At 72.8% G+C, this 20,178-nt stretch carries 16 protein-coding genes and 1 tRNA gene; 7 read left to right on the plus strand and 10 right to left on the minus strand.

The window, feature by feature from the left end; all coding sequences use genetic code 11:
• Positions 1-3 precede the first annotated feature (3 nt).
• On the plus strand, positions 4-1,053 hold the full coding sequence (locus ACFC0G_RS01075; protein WP_376395166.1) for an ABC transporter ATP-binding protein: 1,050 nt from the start codon (positions 4-6) through the stop codon (positions 1,051-1,053).
• Positions 1,050-1,766, plus strand: a complete 717-nt coding sequence (locus tag ACFC0G_RS01080; protein ID WP_024757294.1) for an ABC transporter ATP-binding protein — start codon at positions 1,050-1,052, stop codon at positions 1,764-1,766. Before ACFC0G_RS01075 ends, ACFC0G_RS01080 begins: the two co-directional genes overlap by 4 nt.
• Positions 1,767-1,852: 86 nt before the next feature.
• Here ACFC0G_RS01080 and ACFC0G_RS01085 read toward each other — a convergent pair whose 3' ends face one another.
• Positions 1,853-2,509 carry an ANTAR domain-containing response regulator gene (locus tag ACFC0G_RS01085; RefSeq protein WP_376395169.1) on the minus strand — a complete coding sequence of 219 codons (657 nt, stop codon included), beginning with the start codon at positions 2,507-2,509 and terminating at the stop codon, positions 1,853-1,855.
• 116 nt (positions 2,510-2,625) lie between these two features.
• Here ACFC0G_RS01085 and ACFC0G_RS01090 point away from each other — a divergent pair.
• A tRNA-Leu gene (locus ACFC0G_RS01090) sits at positions 2,626-2,698 on the plus strand.
• A gap of 65 nt (positions 2,699-2,763) precedes the next feature.
• Here the strand turns inward: ACFC0G_RS01090 and pyk are convergent.
• Positions 2,764-4,191 carry a pyruvate kinase gene (gene pyk, locus ACFC0G_RS01095; RefSeq protein WP_376395172.1) on the minus strand — a complete coding sequence of 476 codons (1,428 nt, stop codon included), beginning with the start codon at positions 4,189-4,191 and terminating at the stop codon, positions 2,764-2,766.
• Between the two features lie 146 nt (positions 4,192-4,337).
• Positions 4,338-5,024, minus strand: a complete 687-nt coding sequence (locus tag ACFC0G_RS01100) for an SIMPL domain-containing protein (protein WP_376395175.1) — start codon at positions 5,022-5,024, stop codon at positions 4,338-4,340.
• A 162-nt stretch (positions 5,025-5,186) separates the two neighbouring features.
• Here ACFC0G_RS01100 and ACFC0G_RS01105 point away from each other — a divergent pair, with 162 nt between their 5' ends.
• Entirely contained in the window at positions 5,187-6,983 is a 1,797-nt protein-coding gene (locus ACFC0G_RS01105) for a bifunctional metallophosphatase/5'-nucleotidase (RefSeq protein WP_376395178.1), read from the plus strand.
• Positions 6,984-7,002: 19 nt separating this feature from the next.
• On the opposite strand, the gene ACFC0G_RS01110 is transcribed toward ACFC0G_RS01105, so the two are convergent.
• The 6 genes from ACFC0G_RS01110 to ACFC0G_RS01135 all read right to left on the minus strand — a co-directional run bounded on the left by ACFC0G_RS01110 (position 7,003) and on the right by ACFC0G_RS01135 (position 14,669).
• Positions 7,003-8,418, minus strand: coding sequence for a lysine N(6)-hydroxylase/L-ornithine N(5)-oxygenase family protein (locus tag ACFC0G_RS01110; protein WP_376395181.1), 1,416 nt, complete (start codon positions 8,416-8,418; stop codon positions 7,003-7,005).
• Positions 8,415-9,791, minus strand: a complete 1,377-nt coding sequence (locus tag ACFC0G_RS01115) for a pyridoxal phosphate-dependent decarboxylase family protein (protein WP_376395184.1) — start codon at positions 9,789-9,791, stop codon at positions 8,415-8,417. Before ACFC0G_RS01115 ends, ACFC0G_RS01110 begins: the two co-directional genes overlap by 4 nt.
• Before the next feature lie 124 nt (positions 9,792-9,915).
• Positions 9,916-12,402, minus strand: a complete 2,487-nt coding sequence (gene pepN / locus ACFC0G_RS01120; protein WP_376395187.1) for an aminopeptidase N — start codon at positions 12,400-12,402, stop codon at positions 9,916-9,918.
• 58 nt (positions 12,403-12,460) lie between these two features.
• Positions 12,461-13,447: an asparaginase gene (locus tag ACFC0G_RS01125; protein ID WP_376395190.1), complete on the minus strand. Its 987-nt coding sequence runs from the start codon at positions 13,445-13,447 to the stop codon at positions 12,461-12,463.
• The gene (locus ACFC0G_RS01130; protein WP_056645811.1) at positions 13,447-13,770 is read right to left on the minus strand and encodes a chorismate mutase; all 324 of its coding nucleotides are present in this window, start codon (positions 13,768-13,770) and stop codon (positions 13,447-13,449) included. Before ACFC0G_RS01130 ends, ACFC0G_RS01125 begins: the two co-directional genes overlap by 1 nt.
• 11 nt (positions 13,771-13,781) lie before the next feature.
• Positions 13,782-14,669 carry a helix-turn-helix domain-containing protein gene (locus ACFC0G_RS01135; protein ID WP_376395193.1) on the minus strand — a complete coding sequence of 296 codons (888 nt, stop codon included), beginning with the start codon at positions 14,667-14,669 and terminating at the stop codon, positions 13,782-13,784.
• A gap of 82 nt (positions 14,670-14,751) precedes the next feature.
• Between ACFC0G_RS01135 and ACFC0G_RS01140 the strand changes: the two genes are divergently transcribed.
• Complete coding sequence (locus tag ACFC0G_RS01140; protein ID WP_376395196.1) at positions 14,752-16,605, plus strand: beta-galactosidase; 1,854 nt, start codon at positions 14,752-14,754, stop codon at positions 16,603-16,605.
• A gap of 73 nt (positions 16,606-16,678) precedes the next feature.
• Here ACFC0G_RS01140 and ACFC0G_RS01145 read toward each other — a convergent pair whose 3' ends face one another.
• Complete coding sequence (locus tag ACFC0G_RS01145; protein WP_376395199.1) at positions 16,679-17,479, minus strand: trypsin-like serine protease; 801 nt, start codon at positions 17,477-17,479, stop codon at positions 16,679-16,681.
• Positions 17,480-17,621: 142 nt separating this feature from the next.
• Here ACFC0G_RS01145 and ACFC0G_RS01150 point away from each other — a divergent pair, with 142 nt between their 5' ends.
• Positions 17,622-18,506: a hypothetical protein gene (locus tag ACFC0G_RS01150; RefSeq protein ID WP_376395202.1), complete on the plus strand. Its 885-nt coding sequence runs from the start codon at positions 17,622-17,624 to the stop codon at positions 18,504-18,506.
• A gap of 145 nt (positions 18,507-18,651) precedes the next feature.
• Positions 18,652-20,121, plus strand: coding sequence for an ankyrin repeat domain-containing protein (locus tag ACFC0G_RS01155; protein ID WP_376395205.1), 1,470 nt, complete (start codon positions 18,652-18,654; stop codon positions 20,119-20,121).
• Positions 20,122-20,178: the final 57 nt, after the last annotated feature.

The following is a 20,178-nucleotide window of genomic DNA, read 5'->3' on the forward strand; positions in this document are numbered from 1 at the left end:
ACCATGACGACCACCACCAAGACCGCCGACGCCACCACCGCGCCGGCCGCCGGCGAGACCGTTCTCGACGCGCGCGGGGTCACCATGCGCTTCGGCGGCCTCACCGCCGTCCGCGATGTGAACCTGACCGTCAACAGCGGCGAGATCGTCGGTCTCATCGGCCCCAACGGCGCCGGCAAGACCACCTTCTTCAACTGCCTCACCGGTCTCTACGTCCCCACCGAGGGTGAGGTCCGGTACAAGGGCACGGTCCTGCCGCCCACGTCGTACAAGGTCACCGACGCCGGCATCGCCCGCACCTTCCAGAACATCCGCCTCTTCCACAACATGACCGTCCTGGAGAACGTCCTCGTCGGACGTCACACCCGGATGAAGCAGGGCCTCTGGTCCGCGCTGCTCCGCCTCCCCTCCTTCAAGAAGGCCGAAGCGGAGGCCACGCAGCGGGCCATGGAGCTCCTGGAGTTCATCGGCCTCCAGGACAAGGCGCAGCACCTCGCCAAGAACCTCCCGTACGGCGAGCAGCGCAAGCTGGAGATCGCCCGCGCCCTCGCGAGCGACCCCGGCCTGATCCTGCTCGACGAGCCCACCGCCGGCATGAACCCGCAGGAGACGCGGGCGGCGGAGGAACTCATCTTCGCCATCCGGGACATGGGCATCGCCGTGCTCGTCATCGAGCACGACATGCGGTTCATCTTCAACCTCTGCGACCGGGTCGCCGTGCTCGTCCAGGGTCAGAAGCTGATCGAGGGCGACAGCGCGACCGTCCAGGGCGACGAGCGGGTCATCGCCGCGTACCTGGGCGAGCCGGCCGCGGAGGACGCGCCGGCCGCGGCGACCCCCGCGAAGGACGCGCCCGCCGAGGAGGCTCCGTCGGAGGACGCGCCCGCCGAGGACGACGCGCCCGCCGAGGACGCACCGTCCGAGGACACGCCCGCTGAGGACGCGCCTTCCGAGGACGCCTCTTCCGAGGACGCCCCGGAGGCCGCCGACGCCCCGGAGGCCTCGGAGGACACCCCGCACGACCCTGCTTCGGGCAAGGAGAACGACGCATGACCGCACTGCTCGAAGTCGAGGACCTGCGCGTCGCCTACGGAAAGATCGAGGCCGTCAAGGGCATCTCCTTCTCCGTCGACGCCGGTGAGGTCGTCACCCTCATCGGCACCAACGGCGCCGGGAAGACCACCACCCTGCGGACCCTCTCCGGGCTCCTGAAGCCGGTCGGCGGCCAGATCAAGTTCGAGGGCAAGTCCCTCCGCAAGATCCCCGCGCACAAGATCGTCTCGCTGGGTCTGGCCCACTCCCCCGAGGGCCGGCACATCTTCCCCCGGATGACGATCGAGGAGAACCTCCTCCTCGGCGCCTTCCTCCGGAAGGACACCGCGGGCATCGCCAAGGACGTCCAGCGCGCCTACGACCTCTTCCCGATCCTGGGCGAGCGTCGCAAGCAGGCGGCCGGCACGCTCTCCGGCGGTGAGCAGCAGATGCTCGCCATGGGCCGGGCGCTGATGTCCCAGCCGAAGCTGCTCATGCTCGACGAGCCCTCCATGGGTCTCTCCCCGATCATGATGCAGAAGATCATGGCGACCATCGCCGAGCTGAAGGCCCAGGGCACCACCATCCTGCTCGTCGAGCAGAACGCCCAGGCCGCGCTCGCCCTGGCGGACCACGGTCACGTCATGGAGATCGGCAAGGTCGTGCTCTCGGGCACGGGCCAGAACCTGCTCCACGACGAGTCCGTCCGCAAGGCGTACCTCGGCGAGGACTGACCCCCGCCGGTCCGCACCAAGGACAGAAGGCCCGCCCCACAAGGTCGTGGGGCGGGCCTTCTCCGTTCCGGAGTGCGGCGGGGCGGCTACTGCTGGCCCTTGGCCGCCTTCTTCTCCTCGGCGTCCTCGATGACCGCCTCGGCGACCTGCTGCATCGACATGCGCCGGTCCATGGAGGTCTTCTGGATCCAGCGGAACGCGGCCGGCTCCGTCAGCCCGTACTGGGTCTGGAGGATCGACTTGGCGCGGTCCACCAGCTTGCGGGTCTCCAGGCGGAGGGAGAGGTCGGCGACCTCCTTCTCCAGGGCGCGCAGCTCGGCGAAGCGGGAGACGGCCATCTCGATGGCCGGCACCACGTCGCTCTTGCTGAACGGCTTGACCAGGTACGCCATGGCGCCGGCGTCCCGGGCGCGCTCGACGAGGTCGCGCTGCGAGAAGGCGGTCAGCATGAGGACCGGGGCGATGGACTCGCCCGCGATCTTCTCGGCGGCCGAGATGCCGTCGAGGACGGGCATCTTGACGTCGAGGATGACGAGGTCGGGGCGGTGCTCGCGGGCGAGCTCGACGGCCGTGGCGCCGTCTCCGGCCTCACCGACGACCTCGTAGCCCTCCTCCTCCAGCATCTCTTTGAGGTCGAGGCGGATGAGCGCCTCGTCCTCGGCGATGACGACGCGGGTCGTCAGCGGCGGGACGTGCGACGGCTCGGCGTCGTCGGCGGGCTGGGGCGACTCGGGGGCGGTCACGCGGGCTCCTCGTTCCATGGCCTCGTTTCGGAGGCGGATACAGCTCCCCATGAGCCTACCCACCTCCTGTAAGGTAGGGGCACGGCGGGTGATCACCGACCTTCGTTTCGAAGGATGCCCCGGTAGCCCAGCGGTAGAGGCAGTGGTCTCAAACACCATACAGCGTGGGTTCGAATCCCACCCGGGGCACTTTACCTTTGATTCCAAGGATCGAGACGAGCACCGCCCGCTCCGCCGGACGGCCTACGGACGGTTCACGTCAGGGGCTCGCCGATGTGGTGCACCCGGACCAGGTTCGTCGAGCCGGCGACACCCGGCGGGGAACCGGCCGTGATGACCACGGTGTCGCCCTTCTTGCAGCGCCCGATCCGCAGCAGCTCCTCGTCGACCTGGGCCACCATCGCGTCCGTGGAGTCGACGTGCGGGCCGAGGAAGGTCTCGACGCCCCAGGTGAGGTTGAGCTGCGAGCGCGTCGCCGGGTCCGGCGTGAAGGCGAGCAGCGGGATCGGCGAGCGGTAGCGGGAGAGCCGCTTGACCGTGTCGCCGGACTGGGTGAACGCGACGAGGAACTTGGCCCCGAGGAAGTCGCCCATCTCCGCGGCGGCCCGGGCCACGGCGCCGCCCTGGGTGCGGGGCTTGTTGCGCTCGGTCAGCGGGGGCAGCCCCTTGGCGAGGACGTCCTCCTCCGCGGCCTCGACGATCCGGCTCATGGTGCGGACCGTCTCGATCGGGTAGCGGCCGACGCTGGTCTCGCCGGAGAGCATGACGGCGTCGGTGCCGTCGATGACCGCGTTCGCCACGTCGCTCGCCTCGGCGCGCGTGGGGCGGGAGTTGTCGATCATCGAGTCGAGCATCTGGGTGGCGACGATGACCGGCTTGGCGTTCCGCTTGGCCAGCTTGACCGCCCGCTTCTGGACGATCGGCACCTGCTCCAGGGGCATCTCGACGCCCAGGTCGCCGCGGGCGACCATGATGCCGTCGAAGGCGGCGACGATCTCCTCGATGTTCTCGACGGCCTGCGGCTTCTCGATCTTGGCGATGACGGGCAGCCGGCGGCCCTCCTCGTCCATGATCCGGTGGACGTCCACGATGTCCTGGGCGCTGCGGACGAAGGAGAGCGCGATGACGTCGGCGCCGATGCGCAGGGCCCAGCGGAGGTCCTCGATGTCCTTCTCGGACAGGGCGGGTACGGAGACGGCGACGCCGGGCAGGTTGAGGCCCTTGTGGTCGGAGACCATGCCGCCCTCGATGACCAGGGTGTTCACCCGGGGGCCCTCGACGGAGGTGACCTCCAGGGTGACGCGGCCGTCGTCGACGAGGATGCGCTCGCCGGCGGTCACGTCCGCGGCGAGACCGGAGTAGGTCGTCCCGCAGCAGTGGCGGTCGCCCTCCATCGGCTCGACGGTGATGGTGAACTCGTCGCCGCGTTCAAGGAGTACGGGACCTTCGCGGAAGCGGCCGAGACGGATCTTCGGACCTTGAAGGTCGGCGAGGACACCGACGCTGCGGCCGGTCTCGTCGGAGGCTTTGCGTACGCGCTGGTAGCGCTCCTCGTGCTCGACGTACGAGCCGTGACTGAGGTTGAAGCGGGCCACGTCCATTCCGGCCTCGATCAACGCCTTGATCTGGTCGTATGTTTCGGTGGCGGGCCCAAGGGTACAAACGATTTTCGCTCGGCGCATGAGGCGAGCCTAGGCCTTACCCATCAGTAGGAAATTGGCTGGGCATGACTACTCAACAACCTTTCCGTGAAAGGTTGTTGACAAGTATTGAATCTGTGCACCGGGGTGCTCCGATGAGCGATTTTCGCGCCCCCGCGACCCCTGTCTCAGAGTGCGGGCGGCACCATCGTGAAGCGCGCGACGACCTCCGCCGTGACCGTCTGCCGCTGCGGTTCGAGGTCCAGCGGAGGCGCCTCGCCGGCCCGCTCCGTCGCGAAGCCCGCCGGCGCCGCGGCGAAGACCGGCGGCAGTTGCGACATCCCCGGCCCCGCGAGACCGGCGTCCGAGAGTTCGAGGAGTGAGGCGAGCGAGGTGCCGAGCGCCTCCGCGTACGCCCGCGCCCGCTGCACGGCCTCCGTCACCGCGAGGCGCCGCGCCTCCGCGTACGCCGGGGAGTCCGGCCGCAGCTCCCACCACGGACCGTCGACGCCCGTCATGTCCAGATCGGCGAGGCGGGTCACCAGCTCCCCCAGGACCGTGAAGTCGGTCAGCTCGGCCGTCATCCGCACCCGGCCCACGAAGGCGTGCACCCGCTCGCCCCGACCGCGCCTGCCGAGCTCCGGCGAGATCGAGAAACGGCCCGTCTCCAGCTTCTCGACCGTCTCCCCCTGCGCCTTGACGAGGTCGAGCACCTGCGCGTTCCGCCGGGTCAGCTCCGCGAGCGTCGCCGACCGGTCCGTACCCCGCGCGGAGACCGTCACCCAGATCCGGGCGAACTCGGGATCGACCTCCAGCCGGCCCTCGCCACGCACCGTCACCTGCGGGGCTCCCGGGGTCGCGTGTTCCTGCGTCACGTCCTGACTCCTCCATGTTCGGTAACGATCGTCCACCGAACACTTTCCCACTCCGTAACCCGAAAGGGCTGTTGCCGACGTGCCGCCTGAGCCAGAATCTACGCGCGTTGTGCGTGCCTGACCGCGCGCCTGAACCAACGCCACTGAACCAAGGAGAAGCACATGCCGTTGAACCGCCGGACGTTCCTGGAGAGCTCCGTGGCCGTCGGGGCCGGAGCCGCCCTCGCCACGGGGATCGCCGCTCCCGCCGAGGCCCACGACCGCCGCCCCAAGCCGGCCAGGCGGTACTCGTTCACGGTGATGGGGACGACCGACCTGCACGGCAACGTCTTCAACTGGGACTACTTCACGGACAAGGAGTTCGACGACAAGGCGCACAACGACATCGGCCTTGCCAAGATCTCCACCCTCGTCGACCAGGTCCGCGCGGCGAAGGGCCGCCGCAACACCCTCCTCATCGACGCGGGCGACACCATCCAGGGCACCCAGCTGTCCTACTACTACGCCAAGGTCGACCCGATCACCGCCCGCCGCGGCCCCGTCCACCCGATGGCCCAGGCGATGAACGCCATCGGCTACGACGCCGCCGCCCTCGGCAACCACGAGTTCAACTACGGCATCCCGGTGCTCCGGAAGTTCGAGGAGCAGTGCGACTTCCCGCTCCTCGGCGCCAACGCCCTCGACGCGAAGACCCTGCGCCCGGCCTTCGCGCCGTACAGCATGCACCGGATGCGCACCCCGCACGGCAAGGACGTCAAGGTCGCGATACTCGGCCTGACGAACCCGGGCATCGCCATCTGGGACAAGGCGAACGTCCAGGGCAAGATGGTCTTCCCCGGCCTGGAGGAGCAGGCCGCGAAGTGGGTGCCGAAGCTGCGCTCGATGGGCGCGGACGTCGTCGTCGTCTCGGCGCACTCCGGCTCCAGCGGCACCTCCTCGTACGGTGACCAGCTCCCCCACATCGAGAACGCGGCCGGACTCGTCGCCGAGCAGGTGCCGGGCATCGACGCGATCCTCGTCGGCCACGCGCACACCGAGATCCCCGAGTACCGGGTGAAGAACAAGGAGACCGGCAAGGACGTCGTCCTGTCCGAGCCGCTCAAGTGGGGCCAGCGTCTCACCCTCTTCGACTTCGACCTGGTGTGGGAGAAGGGCCGCTGGGTCGTCGAGAAGGTCGGCGCGCAGGTCCTCAACTCCAACACGGTGGCGGAGGACCCGCAGATCACCGGGCTGCTCGCGGACGAGCACGAGAAGGTCGTCGCGTACGTCAACCAGGTCATCGGCACCTCCACGGCGGCCATGACCACGGCCGACGCGCCGTGGAAGGACGAGCCGATCATCGACCTGATCAACGTGGTCCAGGCCGAGACGGTGAAGGCGGCCCTCGCGGGCGGCGCGCACGCGGCCCTCCCGGTGCTCTCCCAGGCCTCCTGCTTCTCCCGTACGGCCCGGATCCCGGCCGGTCAGATCAGCATCAAGGACGCCGCCGGCCTGTACCCCTTCGAGAACACCCTGGAGGCCCGACTGATGACGGGCGCCCAGCTGAAGGAGTACCTGGAGTACTCGGCGAAGTACTACGTCCAGACGGCGGCGGGGGCGCCGGTGGACACCGCGCTGCTGACCAACGCGGGCGGGACGCCGGACTACAACTACGACGCCGTGTCGGGTCTGACGTACGAGATCGACATCGCCAAGGCGGCCGGCTCGCGGATCGTGAACCTGTCCTTCGAGGGCAAGCCGCTCGACCCGGCGGCGCAGTTCGTCCTGGCGGTCAACAACTACCGGGCGAGCGGCGGCGGCGCGTTCCCGCACGTCGCGAACGCCCAGCAGCTGTGGGCGAACTCGGACGAGATCCGCAACACCATCATCCAGTGGGTGAAGGCGAAGGGGACGGTCGACCCGGGTCTGTTCGCTTCGGTGGACTGGAAGCTGACCCGGGACGGCGTGCCGGTCTTCTAGTACCGCGGTCTTCCCCGCGTCAGTGTTGTACGAGAGGCGTCAGCTTCCGGTCCTGGGCCGGGATGCTCGGCGCCTCTCGCGTCTCCAGGCCGAAGCTGGTGAAGGCGGTGCGGCGCGGCAGCGGGTAGGGGTCCTTGCCGGTGACCGTGTTGAGGATGGTCGCGCTGCGCCAGGCGGCGAGGCCGAGGTCGGGGGCGCCGACGCCGTGGGTGTGCTTCTCGGCGTTCTGGACGTAGACGGAGCCGGTGACGGAGGGGTCGAGGACCAGCCGGTACCGCTCGTCGATCCGGGCGCGGCCCGCCGCGTCGTGACGCAGGTACGGGTCGAGTCCGGCGAGCATCCGGTCGACGGGGCGCTCGCGGTAGCCGGTCGCGAGGACGACGGCGTCGGTGGTGAGCCGTGAGCGGGTGCCCTGCTGGAGGTGTTCCAGGTGCAGTTCGACCTGGGTGGTGGCGACGCGGCCGGCGGTGCGGACCCGGACGCCGGGGGTGAGGACGGCGTCGGGCCAGCCGCCGTGCAGGGTGCGGCGGTAGAGCTCGTCGTGGATCGCGGCGATGGTGTCGGCGTCGATGCCCTTGTGCAGCTGCCACTGGCGGGGCACGAGTTCGCCGCGTGCGGTCTCGGGCAGGGAGTGGAAGTAGCGGGTGTAGTCGGGGGTGAAGTGCTCCAGGCCGAGCTTGGAGTACTCCATGGGGGCGAAGGCCTCGGTACGGGCCAGCCAGTGGATCCTCTCGGCTCCTGCGGGGCGGGCCCGGAGGAGGTCGAGGAAGATCTCGGCGCCGGACTGGCCGGAGCCGATGACGGTGACGTGGCCGGCGGCGAGGAGCGTCTCGCGGTGGGCGAGGTAGTCGGCGGAGTGGATCACGGGGACGCCGGGGGCCTCGGCGAGCGGCCGGAGCGGCTCGGGGACGTACGGCTCGGTGCCGACGCCGAGGACGACGTTCCGGGTGTAGGCGCGGCCGAGGGCCTCCGCCTCGCCGTCCGGGTCGATCTGGGTGAAGTCGACCTCGAAGAGGCGGCGCTCGGGGTTCCAGCGGACCGAGTCGACCTGGTGGCCGAAGTGGAGGCCGGGGAGCCGCTCGCTGACCCAGCGGCAGTACGCGTCGTACTCGGCGCGCTGGATGTGGAACTTCTCGGCGAAGTAGAAGGGGAAGAGGCGCTCGCGGCTCTTCAGGTAGTTGAGGAAGGTCCAGGGGCTCGCGGGGTCCGCGAGGGTCACCAGGTCGGCGAGGAAGGGGACCTGGAGGGTGGCGCCCTCGATGAGGAGGCCGGGGTGCCAGTGGAAGGCGGGCCGCTGCTCGTAGAAGGTGGCGGCGAGGCCGCCGGGGATGCCGTGCGCGAGGGCGGCGAGCGAGAGGTTGAACGGGCCGATGCCGACACCCACCAGGTCGTGGGGCCGGTCGAGGTCGTCGTCCTTGGGGGTGCTGCCGGTCATCGGTGCGTGCTGCCTTCCACGAGGGTGATGAGCTGGGCCAGGTCGCCGGGGGTGGCGTGGGGGTTGAGCAGGGTGGCCTTGAGCCAGAGGCGGCCGTCCGCCTCGGCGCGGCCGAGGACCGCGCGGCCCTCGGCGAGGAGGGTGCGGCGGATCGCGGCGACGGTCTCGTCGCCGGCCCCGGCGGGCCGGAAGAGGACGGTGGTGAGGGTGGGCCGGGCGCGCAGGTCGAGGCCGGGGGTCTTCTCCACGAGGTCGGCGAGGTCCTGGGCGAGCTCCATGCAGGCGTCGACGAGGGCGGCGAGGCCGGAGCGGCCGAGGGCGCGGAGGGTGACGGCCGTCTTGAGGACGTCGGGGCGGCGGGTGGTGCGCAGGGAGCGGCCGAGGAGGTCGGGGAGGCCGGCCTCGGTGTCGTCGTCGGCGTTGAGGTAGTCGGCGGTGTGGCCGAGGACGGCGAGGTCGGCGGCGTCGCGTACGGCGAGGAGCCCGGCGGCGGCGGGCTGCCAGCCGAGTTTGTGCAGGTCGACGGTGACGGTACGGGCCCGGTCGAGGCCGTCCAGGAGCCGGCGGTGGGTGGGGCTGAGGAGGACGGGGCCTCCGTAGGCGGCGTCGACGTGGAGTTCGGCGCCGTGGGCGGCGGCGACGTCGGCGAGCTCCGGCAGGGGGTCGATCAGGCCCTCGTCGGTGGTGCCGGCGGTGGCGACGACGAGGACGGGGCCGTTCGTCGTGGTCAGGGCCTCGGCCAGGGCGGCCGGTTCGAGGATGCCGTGCGGGGTGGGGACGGTGACCGGGGCGGGGAGGCCGAGGAGCCAGGCGGCGCGGTGGAAGGAGTGGTGGGCGTTGGCGCCGACGACGGTCCGTACGGAACCGTGGCGCTCCCTCGCGAGGAGCAGGGCGAGCTGGTTGGACTCGGTGCCGCCGGTGGTGACGAGGGCGTCGGGGGCTCCCGCCGCGGGGAAGACCTCGGCGGCGAGGGCCGCCGTGACCTCGGCCTCCAGGGCGGAGGCGGCGGGCGCCTGGTCCCAGGAGTCCATGGACGGGTTGAGCGCGGAGGCCGCGAGGTCGGCGGCGGCGGCGAGCGCGAGGGGCGGGGTGTGGAGGTGGGCGGCGCACAGGGGGTGCGCGGGGTCGGCGGCGCCGGCGGCGAGCGCGGTGACGAGGGCGCGGAGGGCCTCGTGGGCGCCGGTGCCGGTCTCGGGGAGTACGGCTCCGAGGGCTCGCGCCCTGGCCGTGACGGCCTGGGGCCCGCCGGCCGGGAGGGGGCCGCCCCGCTCCTCCGCACCGGCGCGGAGCGCGTCGAGGACGGTGTCCAGGAGGGGGCGGAGGGCCTCGGCGCCGGGGGTTCCTCCGGCGAGGGGTGGGGGTGCGGCACGCATGGACGACAGGGTGCCGGGGGTTGTCGGGGTTTGTCCGGGGAGTCGTCCCTTGTGACCCGAACGGGGGACACGGGACTGGACGGGCGGCGCGGGTCGTCGTCGCCGACCCGCGCCGCCCGTGCCGTCAGGCCTCGCGGACCGCCAGGGCGCGGCGGAGGTCGTCGAGCTGGTCGACGAGCTTGCGGCGGAGGGCCGGGATCATGGTGTCGGTGGCCAGGTGGGTCTCGCCCAACGCCAGGGAGTCGGCGTCGATCGCGTACGACGGGAAGGCGTAGCGGCCCGCCGCCTCGGCCATCGCCGCGCCGCGCCGGTCGCCGAGCGCGGCGGCGGCGGCGTAGAAGCGGGGCACGTAGTCCCGTACGAGCTCGGCCTGTTCGGGCTGCCAGAAGCCGCGGGCGGTGGCGGTGAAGAGGTAGTTGGACAGGTCGTCCGTGTCGAAGAGGGCCGACCAGGCGGCCGCCTTCGCCGCCGGGTCCGGGAGGGCGGCCCGGCAGAGGGCGGCGCCCTCCCGGCCGGTGGCGCTCGGGTCGCGCTCCAGCTCGGCGGCGATCACCGTCTCGTCGGTGGCGCCGAGGACGGCGAGGCGGGCGAGGATCCGCCAGCGCAGCTCGGGGTCGAGCTCGGGGCCGCCGTGGACGGTGCCCTCCTCCAGCCAGGAGGCGATCTTCTCGGGGGTGCCGGCGCTGTCGACGAAGGTGCGCACGGCCGTGAGGCGCAGGCCCGGGGCCTCGCCGTCCTCGGTGCGGCGCAGCAGCGCGCGGGCGATCTCGACGATCGCGGCGAGGGCGGCGGGGCGCTCGTCCTCGGTGACGTACCGGTCGGCGATCTGGGTGCGGGCGAAGCCCAGGACGCCCTGGACGAGGGAGAGTTCGGTCTCCTGCGGGAGGTGCGTGCGGGCGGCCTCCAGGTAGGCGGCCGGGGCCAGCTCGCCGTCGCGGACCATGTCGCGCAGGCTGTTCCAGACGACGGCGCGGGTGACCGGGTCCGGGATGGCGGAGAGCGACCGCAGGACCGTCGCCCCGGAGGCCTCGTCGAAGCGGACCTTGGCGTAGGTGAGGTCCCCTTCGTTGAGGACGACGAGCGCCGGGCGCGGACCGGTCAGGTCGAGCGGTGCCTCCTGCGGGACGTCGATCTCGCGCCGCTCCCGCAGGACCAGGGCGTCCAGGGCGTCCCGGTCGTACACACCGACGTCGACGCGGTGCGGGCGGCTGCCCTCGCGGTCGACGGTGAGCCGCCGACGGGCGCCCTCGCCGTCGAGGCGCGGGGTGAGCGTGTCGACGCCCGTGGTGCGCAGCCACTGCTCGGCCCAGCCGTGGACGTCGCGGTCGGTGGCGGCGGCGAGGTTGTCGATGAAGTCGGCGAGGGTCGCGTTGCCGAACTTGTGGCGCTTGAAGTGGATGTTGATGCCGGCGAGGAAGTCCTTCTCGCCGAGCCAGGCGACGAGCTGGCGGAGCGCGGAGGCGCCCTTGGCGTAGGAGATGCCGTCGAAGTTGAGGAGCGCGGAGGCGGTGTCGGGGACGGCCTCCGGGTCCGGGGCGACGGGGTGGGTGGAGGGCCGCTGGTCGGCCTCGTACCCCCAGGCCTTCCTGGTGACGCCGAAGTCGACCCAGGTGTCGGGGAAGAGGTCGGCGCAGGCTTCGTTGACGGTCTGGAAGCCCATGTACTCGGCGAAGGACTCGTTCAGCCAGATGTCGTCCCACCAGCGCAGGGTGACGAGGTCGCCGAACCACATGTGGGCCATCTCGTGGGCGATGACCATGGCGCGGGTCTGCCGCTCGGTGACGGTGACGGCGGAGCGGAAGACGAACTCGTCGCGGAAGGTGACGAGTCCGGGGTTCTCCATCGCGCCCGCGTTGAACTCGGGGACGAAGGCCTGGTCGTACGAGTCGAAGGGGTACGGCTCGTCGAACTTCTGGTGGTACCGGTCGTAACAGGCCTTGGTGACGGCGAGGATCTCGTCGGCGTCGGCGTCGAGGTGGGGGGCGAGGGAGCGGCGGCAGTGGATGCCGAAGGGGAGCCCGGCGTGCTCGGTGCGGATCGAGTGCCAGGGGCCGGCGGCGACGCAGACGAAGTAGGTGGAGAGCAGCGGGGTGGCGGCGGCCTTCCAGCTGCCGTCGGCCTGCTGCTCGGTGATGCCGTTGGCGAGGACGGTCCAGCCCTCGGGGGCGGTGACGGTCAGCTCGAAGACGGCCTTCAGGTCGGGCTGGTCGAAGGCGGCGAAGACGCGCTGGACGTCCTCCATGAAGAGCTGCGTGTAGACGTACGACTCGCCGTCGGTGGGGTCCGTGAAGCGGTGCATGCCCTCGCCCGTGCGGGAGTACCGCATGGTCGTGGTGACGCTCAGCTCGTGCTCGCCCTCGGTGAGGCGGAGCGGGAGCCGGTTGCCGGTGAGGGCGGCGGGGTCGAGGGCCTCTCCGTCGAGGGTGGCGGAGTGGAGGGTCTCGGGCTTGAGCTCGACGAAGGTGTCCCCGGCTGTGCGGGCGGTGAACCGGACGGTGCTGGTGGACTCGAAGGTCTCGGCGCCGGTGGTGAGGTCGAGGTCCACGAGGTAGTGGTGGACGTCGAGGAGCTGGGCACGGGTCTGCGCTTCGTCGCGCGTCAGTACGGACATGGGCCCTATGCTGCCCGATGCCTCCGGCCTGCGGCAGGGGTGGTGGGAAGAACCGCGCTCAGGCCAGTCCGGAGCCGTTCAGGTGGGCGAAGGCGGCCGTGATGCGGGGGCGGTCGTAGCCGGTGGGGCCGGCCGCGCCGCTGGAGATCAGGGTGTGGAGGAGGATCCGGGCCTTGGCGGGGTCGAGGGGGCCGGCCGGGATCAGCCCGTGCTGCAGCAGGTCGTACTCGGAGCCGGGGCCGCGGTAGGTGTGCGAGAGGGTCGCTCCGCCGCCCGTACGGGAGGCGAGGACGACGGGGATGCGGCGGGCGAGCTCGGCGAGCGGGTCGACGAACCAGGTGGGGACGTGGCCGGCGCCGAAGGCGGCGACGACGAGGCCCTGGAAGCGGTGGTCGACGGCTTCGAGGAGTTCGCCCCGGTCGCCCTGGGACAGGGTGAGGAGGGCGACCCTGGCGTCGGGGTCGAACTTCAGGGGGCAGAGGGCGGTGCGGACGGCGGGGCGGAGCAGGATCCGCGGCTCGCCCTCGACGACGGTGCCGATGGGGCCCGCGCCGGGCGAGCCGAAGGTGGTGACCGAGGTCGTGTGGGTCTTGCGGGCGAGGCGGGCGGCGTGGATCTCGTCGGCGAGGACGACGATGACGCCGAGGTTCCGGCAGGCGGGGTCGGCGGCGACGGCGAGCGCGGCGGCGAGGTTGGCGGGGCCGTCGGCGCCGGGCAGGTCGGGGCGGCGCATGGCGCCGGTGACGGCGATCGGCTGCTCGGTGGTGCAGAGCAGGTCGAGGAGGAAGGCGGTCTCCTCCAGGGTGTCGGTGCCCTGGACGACGACCACGCCGGAGCCGTCGGCGACGGTGGCGCGGACCTCGGCGGCGAGCGCGGCGAGGTCCTCGTGGGTGAGGGAGGAGCTGGGGACGCGCCGGAAGTCGCGGAGGACGACGTCCTCGGGCGCGCCGAGGCCGGCCAGGACCTCCTGGCCGGTCATGCGGGCCGCGTCACCGCCTCGCGCGGAGATCGTCCCGCCGAGGGTGAAGACCGTGACGCGGGCCATCAGCGTGCTCCGTCCGCAATCGTCTCGTGGTGGCGGATGACCTCCGCGATGATGAAGTTCAGGAGCTTCTCCGCGAAGGCCGGGTCCAGTCTCGCGCTCTCGGCCAGTTCGCGCAGCCGGGCGATCTGGCGGGACTCGCGGGCGGGGTCGGCGGGCGGCAGCTTGTGCTCGGCCTTGAGGACGCCGACCTGCTGGGTGCACTTGAAGCGCTCGGCCAGCATGTACACGACCGCGGCGTCGATGTTGTCGATGCTCTCGCGGAGCCGGGTCAGTTCGGCCCGTACGGAGTCGTCGACCGGGCGGGGCAGGGTGGAGTCACTCATGATCTGCGAGCTTAGACGGATCTCGGCCGGATCGTGGGCGGGTGTTCGGGATCCGGTACGCGGTTGCTCCAGCCTCCGGGGACGGACCGCCCCTGCTGCTCGCGGAAGCGGATGGGGGCGGTGCCGACCCGGCGGGTGAACAGCCGGGAGAAGTAGGCGGGGTCGTCGTAGCCGACGCGGCGGGCGACGGCCGCGACGGGGAGCTCGGTGGCGGCGAGGAGTTCCTTCGCGCGGCCGAGGCGGACGGTGAGCAGGTAGTCCTTGGGGCTGCAGCCGGCGGCGCGGCGGACGGCGGTGCGCAGGTCGGCGGCGGTCATGCCGTGCCGGGCGGCGTGTTCGGCGACGGACAGCGGCTGGAAGGCGTCGCGGGCGAGGGCGGCGAGGACGGGGTCGCCGTCGGCGTTGGTGTCGGCGCGGGCGCGGCGCAGGGCGACGAGGAGTTCGTGGACGGCGGCGCCGGTCTCGACCTCCAGGAGGGGGTTGCCGGGGCGGGCGGCGCGGGCGATGCGGCTGATGGCGGCGCGGGCGGGCGCGGCGTCGGAGAGGGGGACCACCGGCCGGTCGGGCTCGATGTAGCCGAGCTCGGTGTACGTGGCGGTGGCCGGTCCCGAGAAGTCGACGAAGGCCTCGTCCCAGCCGGTGCCGGGGTCGGCGGCGTAGTGGTGGGGGGTGCCGGGGGTGAGCCAGATGAGGGCGGGGGCGGTGACGGTGGTGCGGCGCCCGTCGGCGCCCCGGTACCAGCCGCTGCCCGCGGAGACGACGACGGCGACGTGGTGGTCGAGGGTGCGGGGTCCGACGGTGGGCAGGGTGCCGTGCTGGAGACCGACGCCGAGGCAGACCAGGCCGAGGCGGTGGTGGACGGGGCTGGGCGTGAAGTAACGCATCCAGGTGTGGTACATGCGGCGGGCCCCTCCGTAACGTCCAAACTTCGACGATCTTTGTCCATGGACCGGCTCGCCGCCAGAGGGCAAAAGTGAGGCCATGAGCACGTTCGCTGTGGGTGACGAGGACTTTCTGCTCGACGGGCGGCCGGTGCGCCTCCTCTCGGGGGCGCTGCACTACTTCCGGGTGCACGAGGAGCAGTGGGAGCACCGGCTCGGGATGCTGCGCGCGATGGGCCTGAACTGTGTCGAGACGTACGTCCCCTGGAACCTGTACGCGCCGGAGCCCGGCCGGTACGGGGACGTGGAGGCGCTCGGCCGGTTCCTGGACGCGGTGGAGCGGGCCGGGATGCGGGCGATCGTGCGCCCGGGGCCGTACATCTGCGCCGAGTGGGAGAACGGCGGGCTTCCGCACTGGCTGACGGGGCCGCTCGGGCGGCGCGTGCGGACGCTCGATCCGGAGTTCCTGGCGGCGGTGGAGGCCTGGTTCCGGCGGCTGCTTCCGCAGGTGGTGGAGCGGCAGGTCGACCGGGGCGGCCCGGTGGTCCTGGTGCAGGTGGAGAACGAGTACGGGAGTTACGGCAGCGACCGGGGCTATCTGGAGTGGGTGGCGGAGCTGCTGCGCGCGTGCGGGGTGAGCGTGCCGCTCTTCACCTCGGACGGGCCCGAGGACCACATGCTGACGGGTGGTTCGGTGCCGGGGGTGCTGGCGACGGCGAACTTCGGTTCGGGGGCGCGGGAGGGCTTCGCGACGCTGCGGCGCCATCAGCCCTCGGGGCCGCTGATGTGCATGGAGTTCTGGTGCGGCTGGTTCGACCACTGGGGCACGGAGCACGCGGTGCGGGACGCGGCGGACGCGGCGGCGGCACTGCGGGAGATCCTGGAGTGCGGGGCGTCGGTCAATGTGTACATGGCGCACGGCGGGACCAACTTCGGCGGCTGGGCGGGGGCGAACCGGACGGGTGAGCTGCACGACGGGGCGCTGCGGCCGACGGTGACCTCGTACGACTACGACGCGCCGGTGGACGAGGCGGGGCGGCCGACGGAGAAGTTCCGGCGCTTCCGCGAGGTGCTCGCGGAGTACGCGGAGGGGCCGCTGCCCGGGCTCCCCGAGCCGCCGGCGCGCCTCGCGGCCCCGGTGCGGGGCGCCCTCGGCGGGTGGGCGCCGCTCGGCGAGGTCCTGGAGGTGCTCGGCGACGAGGAACGGTCCGCGCCGGTGCCGCCGACGTTCGAGGAGCTGGGGGTGGACCGGGGTCTGGTCCGCTACCGGGTGGAGGTCCCGGGGCCCCGGCAGCCGTACCCGCTGGGGGTGACGGGGCTGCGGGACCGGGCGACGGTGTACGTCGACGGGGTCCTGGCGGGGGTGCTCGGCACCGGGGACACCGAGGACCCGGCGCTGGTGGAGCCGGTGGCGGGGCCGGCCGTCGTGGACCTGTGGGTGGAGTCGCTGGGCCGGGTCAACTACGGGCCGCGGCTCGCGGAGCCGAAGGGGATCACAGGCGGGGTGCGGCACGAGCGGCAGTACCTGCACGGGTTCCGGGCCCAGGGCCTGCGTCTGGACGCCTTCGAGGCGGCGGCGGTGGCGAAGGTGCCGTTCCGGCCGGTGGCCGGGGAGGGAGCGGGCTCGGGGCTGTACCGGGGGGCGGTCGAGGTGGCCGGGCCGGGGGACGCGCTGCTCTCCCTGCCGGGCGGGACGCGCGGCTTCGTCTGGGTGAACGGCTTCTGCCTGGGCCGGTACTGGAACGCCGGCCCGCAGGAGTCGCTGTTCGTGCCGGGGCCGGTGCTGCGGGAGGGCGCCAACGAGGTGTGGGTGCTCGAACTGGAGGGCGGGACGGCGACGGATGTCGTCCTCCACGTCCTCGACGGCGCTGACGACATCGACGGCGTTGACGGCGTTGACGGCGTTGACGGCGTTGACGGCGTTGACGGCATCGACGCCATCGGCGTCCGCTGAGTTCGCGGAGCAAGCGCGCGTGAAGGTGCCCCGGAGCCGAGGCCGCTCCGGGGCACCCGTTCTCAGGACGCCGTTACAGCGTGGCCGCGGCCGACTTGATCGCGGCGGCGAAGGTCGAGACCTCCGTGTAGACGCCGGGGTAGCCGGCCCGGGCGCAGCCCTCGCCCCAGCTCACGATGCCGACCTGGATCCAGGCGCCGGCGTTGTCCTTGCGGAACATCGGGCCGCCGGAGTCACCCTGGCAGGTGTCGACCCCGCCCTGGCTGTACCCCGCGCAGATCTCCTCGGCCGGGACCAGGTCGGTGCCGTACGAGGACTGGCAGGAGGCGTCGGAGACGAACGGGACGTTCGCCTTGAGCTGGTAGCGCTGCTGCGCCCCGCCCTCGCGGGCGGCGCCCCAGCCGGCGACCGTGAAGGTGCCGCTGTTGTAGGCGGTGGTCTCGGCGATCTTCAGGTTGGGCAGCGAGGTGATGGGGCTGGCGAGCTTGATCAGCGCCCAGTCCTTGCCCTTGCCGTTGTAGCCGGGGGCCTGGAGGACCTTGGTGGACTTGACCTTGATGGCGCTGCTGGACTGGAGGTCCACGACTCCGGCGGTGGCGGTGATGCTCGTGTTGTTGCCGGAGCCGCTCACACAGTGGGCCGCGGTGAGCACGACCTGCGGGGTGATGAGCGAGCCGCCGCAGCCCATCGAGAGCCTGACCATCCAGGGGAACTCGCCCTGGGCGGCGCGCACGCCGCCGACGACGGGGGCCGGGGCGGCGGAGGCCGTGGTGGGCTGGAGGCTGACGGCGGCGAGGACGACGGCGCCGGCTGCCGCGAGTTTCTGGAGGGCGCTGACCAGTCGGTTCTTCTTCACGCGTGCTCCTTCTGCCATGGGGGGTTGAGCCCGACGGGCATGACATGCGCCCGTCAAGCCATGTCCGGATTATGGACAGCGCTCAACTGCCGCCACAAGAAAGCCTTTTCGGCCAGAACCGGTGGAGGGACCGTACAGTGGAACGAAGGGGGGATCCCGTATGCCGAACCGTCAGGGGGCCGACCGTGTCGGCCACGGCTTCCCGCACCGCGCCGCGGTCCGGGGCTCGCTCACCGCGCTCTACCGACGCCTCTCCCCCGACGGTGTGCAGCGCTTTCCGGTGAGCGTGCCGGCCGCCGACATGGCCATCGGCGACGACGAGGACCTCCACCTGGGCACCCAGCGGGTGGCCCGCGCCCTCGTGCACCACCTGCGGCTCCCCGACGCCCGCATCGTGGCGAGTTTCCGCCCCATGGAGCACGCGGCGACCGTCGAACTCACCGCCGGACCCGAGTACTTCGTCGAGCTCAACGACCGCTTCCGGACCCGCCGCCGGGACATCGGCGCGGCCCTGGCGCACGAGATCACCCATGTCCTGCTGCACCGGCTCGGACTCGGCTTCCCCGGCACCCCGGAGAACGAGATCCTCACCGACGTCGTGACCACCTATCTGGGCGCGGGCTGGCTGCTCCTCGACGCGTACCGCCAGGACGGGGTCGAGAGCCAGAAGCTCGGCTACCTGACCCCGGAGGAGTTCGGCTACGTCCTCGCCAAGCGGGCCGCGCTCTTCGGCGAGGACCCCTCGCCGTGGTTCACCAGCGCGGTGGCGTACGAGGCGTGGGTACGGGGCCGGGCCGAGGCGGAGCGGGAGCTGCGGCAGCCGCCGCTCGCCGGGGCGGGCTGGGCGGAGCGCCGGCGGTACGGCAGGGAGCGGCGCCAGGGCCGGGCGGCGGCGGGCGCCCCGTACGCCTTCGACGGCGGGGCCCCGGCGACCGGCGTCTCCTTCGCCTGCCCGGTCTGCCTCCAGCGGCTGCGGGTCCCGGCCGGGCGGACCGTGCGGGCGCGGTGCGGAGTGTGCGGCTCCGTCCTGGAGTGCGCGCCCTGACCCGCGTACGGCGAAACAGGAGCGCCCGTCCGGGGCGCGGCGGCGCACACCTCTGCCCCCGTACGGGGGTTCGGCGGCGCGAACCCCTGCCTCCGTACGGGGAATGGATTTGCGCCATGTGCGGACGGCGCGTCAGGGTCGACGCATGAGTACGTTGTTCGACGCCATCCGAGCCGGGGACGAGAACGGGGCCGTACGGGCCCTGCGGAGCGGGGCGGACCCCGAGGGCCGGGAGGACGGGGAGACACCGCTGTACCGCGCGGCCGTCGGCGACGAGGCCGGGATCGTCCGGGTGCTGCTCGCCGCCGGAGCCGATCCGGCGCGCCGCAGCGGCGAGGAGGACGGCGACCTGCCGCTGTGCGGGGCGGCCTGCGGCGGGCACGCCGAGGTCGTCAGGGCGCTGCTCGCGGCCGGCGCGCCGGCCGACCAGGAGGAGGAGTTCGGCTTCACGGCGCTCGCCTGGGCGCTCCGGCTCGGGCACGCCGACACGGCCCGGGTGCTCCTGGAGCACGGGGCCGACCCGGACCGGCCGGGGCCGGACGGGTTCCTCCCGCTCGTCGCCGCCGCCCGGCGCGGCTCCGCCGCCTGCGTACGGGCGCTGCTCGACCACGAGGCGGCGGCCCCGGAGGCCGCGCTGCGGGAGGCGCGGCGGTGGATCGGCGCCGACATCGCGGCCGAGCTGCGGCGCGGGCTCGTCGCGGGGAACGACGGCGGGCAGACGTACGAGGCGGTCGTCCGCCGGGTCCGGGAGGACGGCGGGGTGACGGTCGTCGTCGAGCTGCTGCGGGAGGACGGCGCGCCCACGCGCGGCGACGAGCGGCAGACCGGTCACGCGGCGATCGCCACGCTCCTGGAGGCGGCGATCGGGCTGCGCACCCCGCACGAGGAGCTCGCGGCGCGGGCGCTGCGCTGCGGGGACCCGGAGCTCGACGCCTGGACGACGGCGGTGGCCGAACTGGCCGGCCGGGCCGACGAGGAGACCTTCGTGGCGGCGGCGGGCTGGTGTGCCTACCGCGATCCGCTGCGCCGGGCGCTCGGCGCGCGGGTGCTCGGCGCACTGCCGGGCTTCGCGGCGAGCGCGCAGCCGGTGCTGCGGCGGCTGGCCTCGGAGGCCGCGCCCACGGCGCGGGAGCCCCTGCTGTCGACGGTGCTCGCGCTCGGGGAGTGCGGGGACGCGGAGGCCGTGCCCGAGCTGCTCGCGGCGGCGGGGCATCCCGAGGCGGCGGTACGGCGGGCGGTCGCGGGGGCCTTGGCCGGGATCGTGCCGGCGGGGCACACGGAGGCCCTCGGGGTGCTCCTCGCGCTGAGCCGGGACGGCGACGCCCGGGTGCGGGACTGGGCGACGCTGGCCCTCGCCGAGCTGCCCGACGACACCCCTCTCGTACGGGAGGGGCTCGCGGAGCGGCTCGGCGACGACGATCCGGAGACGGCGGCGGAGGCGGCGCGCGGACTGGCGATCCGTCAGGATCCGCGTGCTGTCGACGCGTTGGCGACGGTGCTGGCGGACGGCGACCCGGACGGCGCGGCCCGCGAGACGGCGCTCGCCGCCCTCGAACACGTCCGGGACGCCCGGGTCAGGACCCGCCTGGAGTGGACGGCGCCGCGCCGGGGCTGACGCGCGCTCGGCGGTCGCGTCGGCCGCGGGCGCCGTCAGTCGCGTCGGCCCCGGCGC

The organism is Streptomyces sp. NPDC056169 (assembly GCF_042268445.1).
Classification (GTDB): domain Bacteria; phylum Actinomycetota; class Actinomycetes; order Streptomycetales; family Streptomycetaceae; genus Streptomyces.